The sequence below is a fragment of the Pseudoalteromonas sp. T1lg21 genome (genome assembly GCF_002964625.1).
GTDB lineage: Bacteria > Pseudomonadota > Gammaproteobacteria > Enterobacterales > Alteromonadaceae > Pseudoalteromonas > Pseudoalteromonas gelatinilytica.
On the sequence record NZ_PQBX01000039.1, the window covers coordinates 271942 to 286794 of the forward strand.

Below are 14853 nucleotides of genomic sequence, written 5' to 3' on the forward strand. Positions count from 1 at the left end.
AAAAGCTATACGTAAATCCGTCGATTAAAGATTACCATTCTAAGAGAATGGTGGGTCATGATGGACTTGAACCATCGACCAATGGATTAAAAGTCCACTGCTCTACCAACTGAGCTAATGACCCGCTCTTTTTTCCGCAATTCGGCTGTTGTTACCAATCGCCTGCTGCGGGCGCTTATAATACTTATTTAAATGCTGAGTGCAACAGAAAATATCTCTTTTTTTAAGTTTTTATGTCTAGATGCCTAATTTTAGACCGCTTAAGTCAAAAAGCAGTCTAATCAGGTCAAATCTACATTTGAGACAAACGTTCTGTGGCTAATTTTGCAGCGGTTGTACTTGGGTACTGATTTATTAAATCATTAAAGGTTTTAAGGGCTTGTTCGCCTAAACCTTGATCCGCTAATAAGTTTCCTAATTTTAACATCGCATCTGGGCGCTTGTTAGAATTTGGGTATTCATTCACAACTACTTTAAAGTGCTCAGTTGCACCCGCTGGATCGTTTTGAATTGTTAAAAGCTGGCCTAACCAATAATGTGCATTCGATGCATACACTGAATTAGGGTAAGTCGTTAAGAATGTTTGAAACTCAGGAATTGCTTGCTCATAACGTTTATCTTTCATGATTAACGCCACTGCGCGCTCATAGGCTTCGTTTTCAGATAAATCTGAACTAATTGCCTGTGATGGACCCACATCCGTATAAGTGTTCGTAGGTTGAGTTTGTGTTGCAGCAGGCTGACTATACGCTTGGCTTACACGGTTCTCAATCTCTTGATAAAGCTCACGCTGACGCTGAAGTACTTTTTCAAGCTTATAGCTTTGCTCTTCAGTAATACCACGTACTTGGCTTACTTCGTCTTGTAAAATATTAAGCTGCTGCTGAAGCTCAGCTTGCAATAAATTACGTGACTTCATCATGTTTTCTAAAGCGACTAAACGCTTCTCAATGCTCGATTGCGAGCTTGCAGCTTCTGAAACAGGAGCGGGAGCAGCCCATAACTGGGTGCTCCCGCTTAAGATCATTGCTGCCAAAATAATTTTCGGCTTCATAATGACTCTTTATTAGTAAACTAATACTGCGCGACGGTTCTTCGCGAACGCTTCTTCAGTGCGAGACTTAACCATTGGCTTCTCTTCACCATAGCTCACAACTGACATTTGGCTAGCAGAAACACCTAAACTTTGTAGGTATTTTTCTACTGCTTGACCACGGTGCTCACCTAGTGCGATGTTGTACTCAGGTGTACCGCGCTCATCTGCGTGACCTTCGATTAGCACTTTAACTGAAGGGTTTTGTACTAAGAACTCAGCGTGTGCTTGTAAAAGCTCAGCATATTGGCTTTGGATTTTTGCGTTATCAAAACCAAAGTAAATGATTTGCTCTTGACGTAACGCTTCGTATTTTTCACGAAGTGCTTCTTCAGCTTGTTGCTCTGGAGTAAGTGTTGCAACTTCAACAGTATCAGTGTTGTTTGATTGCTCAACCATACCTTGGTTAGATTGGTTTGCAGAACCTTCATCAACACCTGAAGAAGAGCTACACGCCGCTAATGTCATCACTGGCACAGCAATAAGCAGGCCTTTTAAAGTTTTATTAAGTTGCATTTAATTGATTCCTATATTGAGTAAACCAGTAAAATTACTGTAAATAAGGCGACCAAGCTGGTGCCTTTACTTGTCCGTTTAGCACAGGTAAGCGTGCTTTAAAGCGACCGTCCATAGAAACTAACGCCAACACCTGTTTATTATTATGAAGCGTGCTGTAGATAATCATCGAGCCGTTTGGAGCGATACTCGGTGATTCATCTAGGCGAGTTCGTGTTAACACTTGGAACGCGCCTGTAGCTAGCTCTTTCTTAGCAAGATGGTATTGACCGTTGGTACGATTCACCATCACTAATTCTTTCCCGTCTGGAGAAATCGAACCTGCAAGGTTCATATCTCCGTCAAACGTCATGCGTTTTGACCTGCCAGTTTGCAAATTTAACTTATAAATCTGAGCATTACCACCCCTTTCAGACGTAAACACAATATCTTCACCATTAGGGAACCACGATGGTTCAGTATCTATACTACGGTGGTTTGTAAGACGTCTTTCTTTGCGAGTTGCAAGGTCTAAAACATACACTTCTGTTGCACCATTGCGGTCTTTAGAAAGCACTAAAAGTAACTTTTTACCGTCTGGTGAAAACTGTGGTGCACCATTAATACCCGGATGGCTTGTGATTAGCTCACGTTTACCCGTGTATAAGTCTTGGATGTAAATTTGGCTTTGACGATTTTCAAATGTTACGTACGCAAGCTTAGTACCATCAGGTGACCAGGCTGGTGACATTAACGGTTCTTTAGAACGAAGTAACACTTGCTCATTAAAACCATCATAGTCAGCAACAACTAGTTGATAAGGCTTTGGCTCTTCTTCACGTACAATCACATAAGCAATCTTTGTTAAAAACGCACCTTTTTCACCTGTTAATGCTTCATAAACTACATCGCTAATGCGGTGCGCGTATCGGCGAAAGCCATTTTCTGCAATAACACTTTCACGAGCATCTAAGATATGGTCTTGGCTTTTAACAAGTTGGCCATTGCTCATCATTTGAGTTTGGCCACCGGTAATTTGGCCACGGATCACATCGATAAGCTCATACTTTACTAAGTAACGACCACCCGATTGTTGTTCAACTTTACCAACAAGGATTGCTTCAACACCTTTATTTACCCACGCACCGTAATCAACGTCAGTGTCAGCAGCAGGAAGTTGCGGCATCGTATTCACATCAATAGGCTTAAACTTACCACTGCGCATTAAGTCAGCTGCAATTACTGAACTTAGTTTTTCAGGGATCGTTCCCACACCTTGATATTGAAATGGCACAACCGCAATTGGGCGTGCACCATCAATACCATCGGTGATCACAATTTCTAGTGCAGCACTGGCAATGCCATGAAAGCCCAGTAATACAATAAAACATGCTGTTTTTATCTGGTTAAACATATCATTCCTTTAAAATTGAGGCGCTATAGTTAAATTAATATTTTTAAGTTGCTCAAATACTTCACGGTCTGGTGATACTGGTAATGTATCTGCCATACGCACTGCGCGCATTGCCGCTTCACATACCAAGGTATCGCCGCCCAGTGATTTTACTTGAGTCACTAAGCCATTGAAACCAAGACGAATATTAAGACGACATTCTTTGCCTTTCATCTTCTCATCTTTTAAGAAGTTTTGCTGAATGCGCGCCATAATTAACGCTTTATATTTTTCAACTTCGCCCACTACTTGTTGCTGACGCACTTTATTACGTGCAGCCTGTTCAGCAGCTAATTGTTCTTGCAGCATTTGCTCTTGCAATGCTTGCTGACGTTTACGTTCGGCTTCTTCTTCTTTGCGTTTACGTTCAGCTTCTGCTTCGGCCGCTTTACGCTTGCGTTCTTCTTCCGCTTTCTTTAACGCTTCTTCTTCAGCTTTACGTTTTTCAGCAGCCTCTTTCGCAGCGGCTTCGGCTTCTTGCTTTTGCTTTTCTGCTTGCTGCGCTTTGGCACGTTCTTTCTCTTGAATTTCACGTGCTTTTTTCGCTTGTGCTTCTGCTTCTGCTTTTTCTTTCTCTTTTGCGCGGCGCTGCTGTTCTAGCTTTTTAAGACGACGGTCTTCAGCTTCACGTTGCTTACGTGCATCGTTTGCACGGCGCTCAAGATCACGAATACGTTTTGCTTCGGCTTGTTTTTTTGCTTCTTCTTGCTTTTTAAGCTCGGCAATTTTTTGCTCAACCTTTTGCTGATCAACAGTTACCGCAGCAACCGCTTTTTCAGGTTCCGGCAAAGCAGGATTCAGCGTCACTTCCATCACCTTAGGTGCTGGCATGTGAAAACTCGCTGTTGCTACTAATAAACCAGCTATAGCAAGATGCAAAAGAACTGACTTTACTACTGATGCACCCATACTAGCCTTTCGTCCCCTCAAATGATTCGGTCATAAGACCCACTGAAGGCACACCGGCATTTTTCAAAAAGTCCATAAGCAGCAGCACTTCTTGATAAGAAACACGGCCTGAACCTTTGATCATCACAGGTGTATCGGGATTCTTTTGCAATTGAAGTTTAATCACCGCCGCAACATCCAAGGCTTCCATTGGCGCTTCAGGATCAGTACCAATACTTACATAGTACTTACCCTCAGCATCAATTGATGCAATGATCGGTGGTGTATCTTTAGTATCAACTAAATCCGATTCTTCCATTTTCGGCAAATCTACTTTTACGCCATGAGTAATAAGCGGTGCCGTTGCCATAAATATGATTAGCAGTACCAACATTACATCAATGTAAGGTACTACGTTTATCTCCCCTACAGGGCGACGTTTCTTACGCTGATACATTCGCTTTAGCCTCTATTTGCGCAGCTGCTTGGCGGTGTAAAATATTGGCGAACTCTTCCATGAAGTTAATGTAATTACCTTCAAGCTTTTCTACTTTGTTAGCAAAACGGTTGTAAGCAATTACCGCAGGGATTGCAGCAAATAAACCCATTGCTGTTGCAATCAATGCTTCGGCAATACCCGGTGCAACCATTTGTAAAGTAGCTTGTTTAACTTCACCTAATGCGATAAATGCGTTCATGATACCCCAAACCGTACCAAACAGACCGATATAAGGGCTAATTGAACCCACTGTTGCTAAAAACGATAAACTAGACTCAAGCTTTTCAACTTCACGTGATAACGCAACACGCATTGAACGGTGTGTGCCTTCCATAACAATGCTTGCACTTTGAAATGTATTTTTCTTATGACGTGCAAACTCTTTAAAACCAGCAACGAATAATGCTTCAACACCTGATGCACCACCAGGACGAGCTGATACTTCGTTATATAATTTACTTAGGTCAATACCTGACCAAAATTTTTGCTCAAAACGCTTTGCGCCATTAAGTGCATCAGAAATCGCTTTTTTACGTTGAAAAATAATTGCCCATGACATTACCGACATACCGACTAATGCCAACATTACTAGCTGGACAAGTACACTGGCTTCTAGAATAAGATCTAAAAAGTTAAGCCCTGATCCCACGTTAAACTCCTAAAATAGATTTCTATGTAATTTGTTATATTTTTTACACTTGCATTTATTGACCACAAAGGTGGCCAAAAGTTACATCTAGTGTATCTAGTCAGTTATGAACTGACAACGCTCTTGCTGTGAATTAGCGGCAAATAACGGTAAAAAGCAATTTGCTTAGTTATTTTTTAGCCATATTAGCTTTTATCAACACTTTTATGCATATTTTCACCTTAATAATAAGTCATTACAGTGACACTAAAAAGCAACCAAAACACTCAAAAACACGGCGTTTATTCATAAATAACGCATAAACACCCAAAAGCACTTTTGCAAATCTACTACATAATACTTAAACTAATCCTGAATAAAGATCACAAAATTTATAAAAAGCCTTTTATTCAGTGATTTAAAACATAAACAGACAAAAAGTGAACAAAAAGAAAACAATTTGATTTTTTGCTCACATTAGTTTTTTTTATCTGAAAATAAAATTTTTCTAGTTTGAAGAAAAATCCACCATTGCGTATTATTTACCTATACCGAGCTAGCAACCTCATGAAAGTTTCTTTCATTAAGCTCCGTTTTTAGCAATATGAAGTTTCGTATTGCTCAGGTTTGCTTAAATCTGGATAAAACCTTATTTAAGTAGACCGTAGTTCCCTGGATTACTTCCTTCAACTTGTTGTTTGCCCGCATTCTTATGCGGGCTTTTTTTTGCCTATTCAAACGTCAACGAGAATACCTACCGATAACTTAACAGCATGTGAATTACAGATGTTAAAATGAGACAACAATCCACTGGTTAGTGGTTAGTGGTTAGTGGTTAGTGGTTAGTGGTTAGTGGTTAGTGGTTAGTGGTTAGTGGTTAGTGGTTAGTGGTTAGTGGTTAGAACAAAGTAAAACCAATTTCATAGATAGCAAGCTTTATGTTTAATTACACAAAAAAATAAAACCACCCTCTCGATCAACTGATATCTAACTTCTGAAGTCTAACTACTAAAAAACCTAACTTCTAATGTCTAACTACAAAAAACCCCGCTTCGCGGGGTTTTAGTTATTTCGCTGGCGTTAGCCCAAAGTGTAAATAAGCGATGTCTGAAACAAGTCGTCCACGTGGGGTGCGTTGTATAAAGCCTTGTTGAATTAAAAACGGCTCTATCACATCTTCAATGGTTTCTTTTTCTTCACCAATTGCAGCCGCGAGGTTATCAAGGCCAACGGGGCCACCCATAAATTTTTCGATGATCGCAAGCAGGTATTTTCTATCCATGTAGTCAAAACCGCTTTTATCAACATCAATCATATCGAGGGCTTGCTCTGCAACTGTAGCATTCACTTTACCGTCTGATTTCACTTGGGTGTAATCACGAACACGGCGTAATAAACGGTTTGCTATTCGCGGCGTACCGCGTGAGCGCTTGGCGATTTCGGTTGCGCCTTCATCGCACATCGTTAATTCTAAAAAGCGTGCTGAACGGGCAACAATTTTTGATAAGTCTTCAACAGAATAAAACTCTAATCGTTGAACAATACCAAAGCGGTCTCTAAGAGGTGAAGTGAGTGATCCTGCACGCGTTGTCGCGCCTATTAGAGTAAATGGTGGTAAATCGAGCTTTATTGAGCGTGCTGCAGGGCCTTCACCTATCATTATATCCAGCTGATAATCTTCCATCGCAGGATACAAAATCTCTTCGACTTGCGGGCTCAAACGATGTATTTCATCAATAAACAGTACGTCACCTTCTTCAAGATTCGTTAAAAGCGCGGCTAAATCGCCTGCTTTTTCCAGTACTGGCCCCGACGTCGTTTTAATATTAACGTTAAGCTCGTTGGCTACAATGTTTGCAAGTGTAGTTTTACCAAGACCCGGTGGACCAAATATTAATAAGTGATCCAGCGCTTCGCCACGATGGCGAGCTGCCTCAATAAAAATTTCCATTTGCTGCTTAACATGCGGCTGGCCTGTGTAATCGGTTAACAGTTTTGGTCGTATGGCACGATCAACACTGTCTTCGTTACTTTGTTCACTCGCATCTATTAAGCGATCTGCTTCAATCATGGTTTACTCACAACATTGATTTTAGAGCTTCTTTAATTAGAACCTCGGTCGTCATATCTGGTTTGTTCACTGTTTTAACCGCTTTTTGTGCTTGCGGTAGCTTATAGCCTAATGCCACAAGTGCCGATACAGCATCATCGGCAGCATTGTTTGCCACAAGGGTATCATTACTTGATGGCTCAATTACGGCATTATCGCTAAATGGCGTAAATAAGTCATTACCCCAATTTTTAAGCCTGTCTTTCATTTCGAGTACTAAACGCTCAGCCGTTTTTTTACCAACACCCGGCAGTTTAACCAGTGTGGTCGCATCTTCATTATTAACACAACTTACAAATTGCTGCGCCGACATACCCGATAAAATAGCAAGACCAAGTTTTGGCCCTACACCATTGGCTTTTAAAAGCTCTCTAAATAAAGTGCGCTCGGTTTTGTTGTTAAAGCCAAATAATAGCTGGGCATCTTCACGTACCACAAAATGGGTATAAATAATCGCTTGCTCACCCACTGCTGGTAAATCATAAAAGCAAGTCATGGGCATTTGTACTTCGTAGCCTACACCACTTACTTCGATAAGAATTTCTGGTGGCTGCTTTTCAACAAGTAAGCCATTTAATCGACCAATCATATTACTTCCTTAATCGTCCTCTTACGGTTTTGCTCGCACTGCCCGCAAGTTTTATTAAATTTTGTTCTGAGTGTGCATGACAAATAGCGATTGCTAAAGCATCTGCGGCATCGGCTTGAGGGGTACCTGGCAGCTTTAAAATGTTTTTAACCATATGCTGTACTTGGGACTTATCGGCTCCGCCATTACCTACAACGGCCTGCTTAATTTGCCTAGCTGAATATTCATAAACTGGCAGCTCTGCCATTGAAGCACCAACAATCGCTGCACCACGTGCTTGGCCTAGTTTAAGTGCCGAGTCGGGGTTATGCGCCATAAACACTTTTTCGATAGCAAAACTGTCTGGGGAGAATTGCTCTACCAATTGACTGATCCCTTGGTAAATCATTTTTAAGCGTACAGGAAAATCATGATCGGCCAGTTTAATGCAGCCACTGCCTAAATAAGTGAACTTAGCACCTTGGTGAGCAATCACGCCGTACCCTGTTAATCGTGAACCAGGATCAATCCCTAAAATAATCGCCAACTAACTGACCCGTCTATTATCATTATTATCTGCGGTTAATAATGCCAGAGCACTGTATAAATTACCAGTAACCAATTGCAATTCATAAAAAATGCCCGCAATTGCGAGCATTTTATAGTCAACCTTTAAGTAAGACATTTACGCGAGCGAGCGTAATAAGCCTTGGGTATTTTTTCGCATTGTGCGGGCTATCATCAAATAGCCCAAACATGCCACGAATAAGCCACCGACTGCTGGGCCAATCACCCAAATATGAGGGTGAAACTTACCTGCTAAATCGAACATTTGCCTTTGCACTATCAACAGAGCGATGTCACTGACAATAGCAGCCACTAAGCCTGCGGTAACGCCTAATAGTAAAAACTCATATAAGGTGGCATTTTTAATTAAGCGCCCTTTCGCACCTAAGGTCCGCAAAATAACAATCTCTTGCATTCGCTCACCTAAACTTGCTTGTACTTGCGAAATAAGCACTAAAGCGCCACAGGCAACCACAATCGCTAGTACAAAGCCAATCGCTAACGATACTTGCTCTATGGTTGAGCGAATTTGTTTAATGAAGCTTTCAACATCTATCACGTTAACCGTGGGGTATTGGCGCATTAGCTCATTAAACTCTCGTTTTTTCTCTGCTTTTACATTCACTGATGAAATATAAGTAGCAGGAAAACTCGCTAGCACATCAGGACTTAAAATAATAAAGAAGTTAGGTTTAAGCGTGGTCCAATTAACCTTACGCACACTGGTAATTTTTGCATCGAATGATTGCGCACCAATTAGGAAAGTAAGCGTATCGCCTATTTTTACATCAAGGCGTTCAAGCATCGACTCTTCGACCGATGCCTCGGCTACTGAGTCTTCGCTAAACCATGTACCGTCGATAAGCTCGTTTTGATTAGGTAAGTCTTTACGCCAAGTTAGGTTTAACTCACGGCCAATACCAGAGCGGGCTTCTTCGTCTTTCTTTTCGTTGTCTTCTTGTGATACTTCACGGGCAACCAACTCACCATTAACAGCATTTACGCGACCACGCACAACCGGATAGAAATCAGACGTGGGCATATCGTTTTGTGCTAAGAAGCTCGTAATAGGCTCTAACTCTTGCTCAGTAATGTTCACTAAAAATGAATTAGGTGCATTTTCAGGAAGCTGAGACTGCCAGTCCGAAATCATGTCGTTCTTAAGTACAATTAAAAACAGTAATAGCTTGATAGCCAAAGCAAAGCTAATTAATTGTACCGCATTCACATTGGCACGCTTTTGAATTGACGCAATCGCCAATGACCAACTATTGCCCGGACTCAAGCCAAGTTTGCGGCCACCACCAAAAATAACCTTTGATAGACCAAATAACACAGCAATTAAAAATGCCGTCGAAAGGAACAAAATTGCACTTATTTTGATGTTATTACTAAATAACCACATCAATAAAAACACAGTAAGTGCCGACATAGCCAAGTGCACTTTACTTACCAATAAACGGTCACCTAAGTTACGGCGAAGTACACGCAGCGGCGGAATATCAAATAAATCGAGTAGCGGTTTAATCGAAAACATTACCGCACAAATCACGCCTGTGCTAATTGCAATGATCCAAGGTTTTGCCGATGCACTAGGCAGTGCTGAGCCCATGGTTTGTGCTAAATAATCAGTGGCAATTGCTTGTAAGCCATAACCAATCAGTAAACCCACAATCACCGACATTGAACATACAAGGCTTAAGTGAAGTAAATAGATTTTACGGATCATAGCGCGACTGCCGCCGAGCGTTTTCATCATCGCAACTGGGTCGTACTGACGTTCACAATACCGTTTTGCCGATACCGCAATAGCAACGGCAGCTAAAATAATGCCAAGCAAACCTGCTAACAATAAGTAGCTTTCGGCACGATTTAAACTATTAGAAATAGGTGACTGGCGGTCTTTAACACCATACCAATTTTGGTTTTCTTTCATTTGTGGTTTTAACCACGCATAAAAGGCATCTAAATTATTTTTATCGCCAGCATAAAGTTGACGATAAAATACCCGACTCCCCGGCTGTATTACCTCGGTTACAGCAATGTCTGCTTCATTGATTAAGATTCGCTGGCTGCTTGAAAACACATTAAACGGTGCATCTGGCTCTTCAGCTACAACATGACTAGCCGTAAACGTAGCAGCGCCAAGCTCTACTTTATCGCCCACTTTAATATTCAGCGCATAAAACACCGATTCACTTAACCATACTTCACCACGGCTTGGGATCTCGGTTGTTACTTCTGGTTGGCCAGTCAGGCTAGTTTTAACTTTTAACTCACCTTTTAACGGATAAGTGTTTGATACCGCTTTAACCGAACCAAGCTGCATTTCGTCACCGGCAAATAACATGGTGTCGAAGTAGGTTATTTTTGCGGTGCGTAAGTTATCTTGGTTGGCTTTTTCTAAAAACTCGGCAGGTAAAACATGGTTACTTGCTAAAACGCGATCAGCCGCAATAAAGGCACTGCTCTTTTCTTCAATACTTTGACCAATGCGGTCGGTAACCATAGACAGTGTTAAAACAGTGAGTACAGCTAAGGCTATTGCTGCACTGATCACTGTTAATTCGCCACGCTTAAACTCACGTGAAAACAGTTTTAGTGCTAATTTAGCCCACATTCGCTTGCACTCCTTCGCTTTCTTTTACAGTAACTAACTGCCCTGCTTCAATGTGCAAAATTTGCTGACACTTTTGTGCAAGCTGCTCATCATGGGTTACTAAAATGAGTGTCGTGCCGTGCTCTTTATTTAGTTCAAATAATAAAGACTCAATTAACTTACCGTTTTTGCTATCAAGGTTCGCTGATGGTTCATCGGCAAATAAGATTTTCGGTGTGCCAATAAATGCACGCGCAATTGCTACACGTTGCTGCTCACCACCAGATAATTGCGACGGGTAATGGCCAACACGATGGCTTAAGCCTACCTTATCAAGTAACTCAAGTGCTTGCTGCTTAGCGTCTTTGCTTCCTGCAAGTTCTGCCGGAAGCATTACATTTTCAAGAGCTGTTAAGCTTTGTACAAGCATAAAAGACTGAAATACAAATCCTACTTTTTCAGCGCGAAGTGCTGCGCGTGCTTCTTCATCTAATTCATGTAATGCGGCTCCGTCTAAATGGATACTACCGCCGGTTGATTGGTCAAGGCCTGCTAATAAACTTAATAAAGTAGACTTACCCGAACCAGAGGTGCCCACCACAGCAACTGAGTCGCCCGACTTGACATTAAAGCTGATGTCACTGAGGATGGTCAGGTCGCCCTCAACCGTGGTGACCGTTTTAGAAAGTCCTTTAACTTGAATGATGTTTAATTGAGAAAGCGCTGACATATGATGCATCCAATCCTAAGTTTTATATTCGTTTTACTGTTAGTAATCAAACCACTTACGGCAGCAGCTGACAACACAATTTTAATTTTAGGTGACAGTTTAAGCGCCGCTTACGGACTTAAACAAGAGCAAGGCTGGGTTAAATTGTTACAAGATAAGTACGATGAAAAAGACCAATCTGTATACTTAGTAAACGCCAGTATTAGCGGTGAAACCACAGGCGGTGCCCTAAGACGACTCGACGCGTTACTAAGCGAATTTGAACCCACTCATGTACTCATTGAGCTTGGCGGAAACGATGGTTTACGAGGTTTCCCTATTAAACGCCTGCAAGCTAACTTACGTGATTTAATTGCAAAAAGCCAAAAAATTGGGGCAAAAACCGCCGTAATGGAAGTACAAATTCCACCAAACTATGGCCCGCGTTATACCAAACTTTTCACCGATAGCTTTAAAACCATTGCCGACGAAACAGATTCTGAGCTCATGCCCTTTTTCATGCTTAGCATTGCAGGCCGTCCAGAACTTATGCAAAACGATAACCTTCACCCAAATGCCGATGCTCAACCATTAATACGCGACTTTATGTACAAAACGATCAACGATTGGCTAGATTAACCTCTAGTCCATTGATTTAATGTGGATTACCTGAACAATAAACAAGCAATCAAACTGCGGGGATATTGATTTTTATAAAAAAAGCCGTACTATGGCTTGCAACGTCGGCATATAGCGCAGCTTGGTAGCGCACTGTCATGGGGTGTCAGGGGTCGCAGGTTCAAATCCTGCTATGCCGACCATCTTTTCCCCTTACTTATCATAAAGATAAGTCAATAAATCTTATATATTAGCAACTGCTAATTTGTATTATTTTTGTATTATATTTGTATTACTCTTTCCGTGTAGGCGACATTCTTTCTTATATCTCGCATTATCTAATTTAATGCTTTCGTTTTAGGATTAATAGATTTTGCTTAAGGGATTTGGACCCCTGATAGAATAAACATAGACTACACAGGAATATTGTTTACTGATGATTTATGGTCTTCTGTAGCCTGTTTTGCTTATCAAACATCTCCATACCAAAATTTATTAATTATGGAATAGCTACTAAATATGGATATAATGCCTGTTAATTCATAGGGATATTTGGATGATGACTTGAATGAGAGATAAAAAGTTTTACTTTCTTATATGCGTACTTCTTATTGCTACAGGCTATTTGATAGGTTCAGGCTATAAGTTTATAAATATAAGTATAAGTACTGAGGTTAAAATAAGCGATATTATTGCTTTAGCTGTTGGCTCTATTACCTTTTATTTTGCGTATCAAGGGCTGTCGCATAGTAGGTTTCAAAGTGAAATAGTTTCTCGCCCGTACCTCGACTGTATTGTTGATGTTCATTTCACAAATCACACCTATGAGTTAAAAATTCACAACTTAGGCTCTGGACCAGCAATTAATTGTAAATTTGCACTATTTTTAGATAATAAGCCAATTACATTCGATCAACTTTCAATTGAACTTGCAAAGACTGTAAGCTTTTATAAAAACATCGATAATTCAAAGAAATTACCTGAGTCGATAGGTCCAAATAATGAGAGTAACTTCTTTAGTTTTAAGGTTAATGAACCAAACACTACATACTTTAAGCCACTTTTAGAGCTGATGAAAAAAGTTACAGTGACGGTTAAATACGAATCAGTATTACAAAAAGAGTTCTCTGCAAAATTTCATTTTTTAGACACTAAGAATTTCAATACATAAGTCTAGAAATAAATATTTGGTATTGTGATACTAGTTGTTATCGGCGCTGGACTATCGTCATCTAGGTAAACTCGTTCATCATCAAGCTCAGCTGTTACTGAAACCTGGTCTGTTGATGACGGCTTAATATCTTTTATAAGTACACCATTACACCATCGTGTACTGATCCCAAACATATAAAGGGGTGGTTCTATTGAACCATCTAGTACGGGTGTAAAATCTAAATTAGCATCGATGACGACTTCATTGGTGGCACTGCCAGGCGAAACGTTGTAAGGGCCTGATAGAGTACCGTCTGGTTTTCTTAAAGCTAGAACATGTGTTTGCCCTGTTTGCCATTGCAGTTCAGGGTTATCAAGGTAGATAGATCGACCAACATGCCCTATTACAGTACCTGTTTGTTCATAGCCTGGTATATCATCAGCGACTGCGCAATAGTCTAGGTAATTTGAATTCAACGCATCCATTTCAGTTTTGAAATCAAACCGAGTTCGACGATAACGACGAATGCGGCGTTTTCGCATACCAAACTGATAAGCCTTATCGCGGTTTGTTATTCCAAAGGCTCTGACTTTTTCTGGGTTAGCACCTTCGTCACCTGGTAACAAACAAAGTATTGTTTCTGACTTCCATGTAACTGGGTCGAAGTACTCGACTTCGATACCGTCGGGCTCATCATCGTCCATTAGTTTGATAGAGCGCTTAAGCATGCCAATATAATTATCGGGTTGATACATGTGACGGTAGATAGTTCGCTTTTGATCACGTACAGGTGTGATTTTTCCATAATCAATTGTAGGTTCAGCAAAACCAACAGCTAAAACACGCTTAAGAACTTCAAAAACTGTACTCTCACTATCAAACACAGCATTAAATTCATCTGCTCGATAATGCCAGATAGGATGTAATGCATTTAGTGCTTCTAACCCTATTTTGTCATCGCTATGCCCTGCACTTTTTAATACATGTGCAAAAAATGGGGCTATATCAGTTGTTGGCCTTGGTGCACTCCACGCGCCATTTTCGTACACAGGTAAAATACGGGTACCAATAACATTAAATTTATTTTCAGCTGTGCCGGCTAAAGCATTTGTGCCACGGATCTTAATTGCTATGGTGGTCAAACCATCATAACTAGCCGCGCTGTTTAATTCGGCCTTAAGGGCAGTCCAAAATATATCGTCATAAATACGCGTATCATCTGTTGCTGCAGTCGCCCTTTTTACTCTTACCTCAGGCCTTATTTTAGATGGTAATGTAACTGGTACCGTTCGCCCTAGTTCATCATTTGTAGAGCTGGTAAATACTTCGTCATCAACTGCAGTCCAGTCTTGAGCACCTTCAGCACGGTACTCTATTTGAACTGTGACTGTGCGACTTAAAAAATTACCATCATCATCAAGTTCACCTAAACCTTGTGGTAAACGAAAATCGAACCAAAGTTTGTCAGTAACT

General features: G+C 40.8%; 14 protein-coding genes and 2 tRNA genes. 3 read left to right on the forward strand and 13 right to left on the reverse strand.

Annotated elements, in window-relative coordinates:
• Positions 1–48: 48 nt before the first annotated feature.
• From C2M25_RS09180 to C2M25_RS09235, 12 genes are all read right to left on the reverse strand, one after another.
• Positions 49–124: transfer RNA gene (locus C2M25_RS09180), tRNA-Lys, on the reverse strand.
• 168 nt (positions 125–292) lie between these two features.
• Positions 293–1054 carry a tol-pal system protein YbgF gene (ybgF, locus tag C2M25_RS09185; RefSeq protein WP_063704742.1) on the reverse strand — a complete coding sequence of 254 codons (762 nt, stop codon included), beginning with the start codon at positions 1052–1054 and terminating at the stop codon, positions 293–295.
• 12 nt (positions 1055–1066) lie between these two features.
• The gene (gene pal, locus C2M25_RS09190; RefSeq protein WP_063704740.1) at positions 1067–1609 is read right to left on the reverse strand and encodes a peptidoglycan-associated lipoprotein Pal; all 543 of its coding nucleotides are present in this window, start codon (positions 1607–1609) and stop codon (positions 1067–1069) included.
• Positions 1610–1643: 34 nt separating this feature from the next.
• Positions 1644–3002 (reverse strand): Tol-Pal system beta propeller repeat protein TolB, encoded by a 1359-nt coding sequence (gene tolB, locus C2M25_RS09195; protein ID WP_063704738.1) that lies wholly within the window; start codon positions 3000–3002, stop codon positions 1644–1646.
• 9 nt (positions 3003–3011) lie between these two features.
• Entirely contained in the window at positions 3012–3950 is a 939-nt protein-coding gene (gene tolA, locus C2M25_RS09200; RefSeq protein ID WP_063704736.1) for a cell envelope integrity protein TolA, read from the reverse strand.
• Between the two features lies 1 nt (position 3951).
• Complete coding sequence (gene tolR, locus C2M25_RS09205) at positions 3952–4386, reverse strand: protein TolR (protein ID WP_054561289.1); 435 nt, start codon at positions 4384–4386, stop codon at positions 3952–3954.
• On the reverse strand, positions 4373–5077 hold the full coding sequence (tolQ, locus tag C2M25_RS09210) for a protein TolQ (RefSeq protein WP_063704733.1): 705 nt from the start codon (positions 5075–5077) through the stop codon (positions 4373–4375). Before tolQ ends, tolR begins: the two co-directional genes overlap by 14 nt.
• A gap of 1045 nt (positions 5078–6122) precedes the next feature.
• Complete coding sequence (ruvB, locus tag C2M25_RS09215; protein ID WP_105174274.1) at positions 6123–7127, reverse strand: Holliday junction branch migration DNA helicase RuvB; 1005 nt, start codon at positions 7125–7127, stop codon at positions 6123–6125.
• A 7-nt stretch (positions 7128–7134) separates the two neighbouring features.
• Positions 7135–7755, reverse strand: a complete 621-nt coding sequence (gene ruvA, locus C2M25_RS09220; RefSeq protein ID WP_063704728.1) for a Holliday junction branch migration protein RuvA — start codon at positions 7753–7755, stop codon at positions 7135–7137.
• Position 7756: 1 nt separating this feature from the next.
• Positions 7757–8281 (reverse strand): crossover junction endodeoxyribonuclease RuvC, encoded by a 525-nt coding sequence (gene ruvC, locus C2M25_RS09225; protein WP_054561285.1) that lies wholly within the window; start codon positions 8279–8281, stop codon positions 7757–7759.
• A 138-nt stretch (positions 8282–8419) separates the two neighbouring features.
• The gene (locus C2M25_RS09230) at positions 8420–10921 is read right to left on the reverse strand and encodes an ABC transporter permease (protein ID WP_105180960.1); all 2502 of its coding nucleotides are present in this window, start codon (positions 10919–10921) and stop codon (positions 8420–8422) included.
• A complete protein-coding gene (locus C2M25_RS09235) occupies positions 10911–11630 on the reverse strand; it encodes an ABC transporter ATP-binding protein (protein ID WP_105180961.1) in 720 nt (239 codons plus the stop codon). The genes C2M25_RS09230 and C2M25_RS09235 overlap by 11 nt, the downstream gene beginning before the upstream one ends.
• Between C2M25_RS09235 and C2M25_RS09240 the strand changes: the two genes are divergently transcribed.
• The 3 genes from C2M25_RS09240 to C2M25_RS09250 all read left to right on the forward strand — a co-directional run bounded on the left by C2M25_RS09240 (position 11631) and on the right by C2M25_RS09250 (position 13398).
• On the forward strand, positions 11631–12248 hold the full coding sequence (locus C2M25_RS09240; RefSeq protein ID WP_105180962.1) for an arylesterase: 618 nt from the start codon (positions 11631–11633) through the stop codon (positions 12246–12248). It abuts the gene before it with no gap.
• Positions 12249–12353: 105 nt separating this feature from the next.
• Positions 12354–12430: transfer RNA gene (locus tag C2M25_RS09245), tRNA-Pro, on the forward strand.
• A 365-nt stretch (positions 12431–12795) separates the two neighbouring features.
• Complete coding sequence (locus tag C2M25_RS09250; RefSeq protein WP_105180963.1) at positions 12796–13398, forward strand: hypothetical protein; 603 nt, start codon at positions 12796–12798, stop codon at positions 13396–13398.
• Positions 13399–13400: 2 nt separating this feature from the next.
• On the opposite strand, the gene C2M25_RS09255 is transcribed toward C2M25_RS09250, so the two are convergent.
• Positions 13401–14853, reverse strand: a 1453-nt coding sequence (locus C2M25_RS09255; RefSeq protein WP_267894687.1) for a host specificity factor TipJ family phage tail protein, incomplete at its 5' end; no start/stop codon positions are given.

Bases quoted from the DNA above. Each gene is read 5' to 3' on its own strand.
- C2M25_RS09235 (WP_105180961.1), bottom strand. From the start codon at position 11,630: ATGTCAGCGCTTTCTCAATTAAACATCATTCAAGTTAAAGGACTTTCT.
- C2M25_RS09250 (WP_105180963.1), top strand. From the start codon at position 12,796: ATGAGAGATAAAAAGTTTTACTTTCTTATATGCGTACTTCTTATTGCT.
- ruvB (WP_105174274.1), bottom strand. From the start codon at position 7,127: ATGATTGAAGCAGATCGCTTAATAGATGCGAGTGAACAAAGTAACGAA.
- ybgF (WP_063704742.1), bottom strand. From the start codon at position 1,054: ATGAAGCCGAAAATTATTTTGGCAGCAATGATCTTAAGCGGGAGCACC.
- C2M25_RS09240 (WP_105180962.1), top strand. From the start codon at position 11,631: ATGATGCATCCAATCCTAAGTTTTATATTCGTTTTACTGTTAGTAATC.
- tolR (WP_054561289.1), bottom strand. From the start codon at position 4,386: ATGTATCAGCGTAAGAAACGTCGCCCTGTAGGGGAGATAAACGTAGTA.
- tolB (WP_063704738.1), bottom strand. From the start codon at position 3,002: ATGTTTAACCAGATAAAAACAGCATGTTTTATTGTATTACTGGGCTTT.
- tolA (WP_063704736.1), bottom strand. From the start codon at position 3,950: ATGGGTGCATCAGTAGTAAAGTCAGTTCTTTTGCATCTTGCTATAGCT.
- C2M25_RS09230 (WP_105180960.1), bottom strand. From the start codon at position 10,921: ATGTGGGCTAAATTAGCACTAAAACTGTTTTCACGTGAGTTTAAGCGT.
- pal (WP_063704740.1), bottom strand. From the start codon at position 1,609: ATGCAACTTAATAAAACTTTAAAAGGCCTGCTTATTGCTGTGCCAGTG.
- ruvA (WP_063704728.1), bottom strand. From the start codon at position 7,755: ATGATTGGTCGATTAAATGGCTTACTTGTTGAAAAGCAGCCACCAGAA.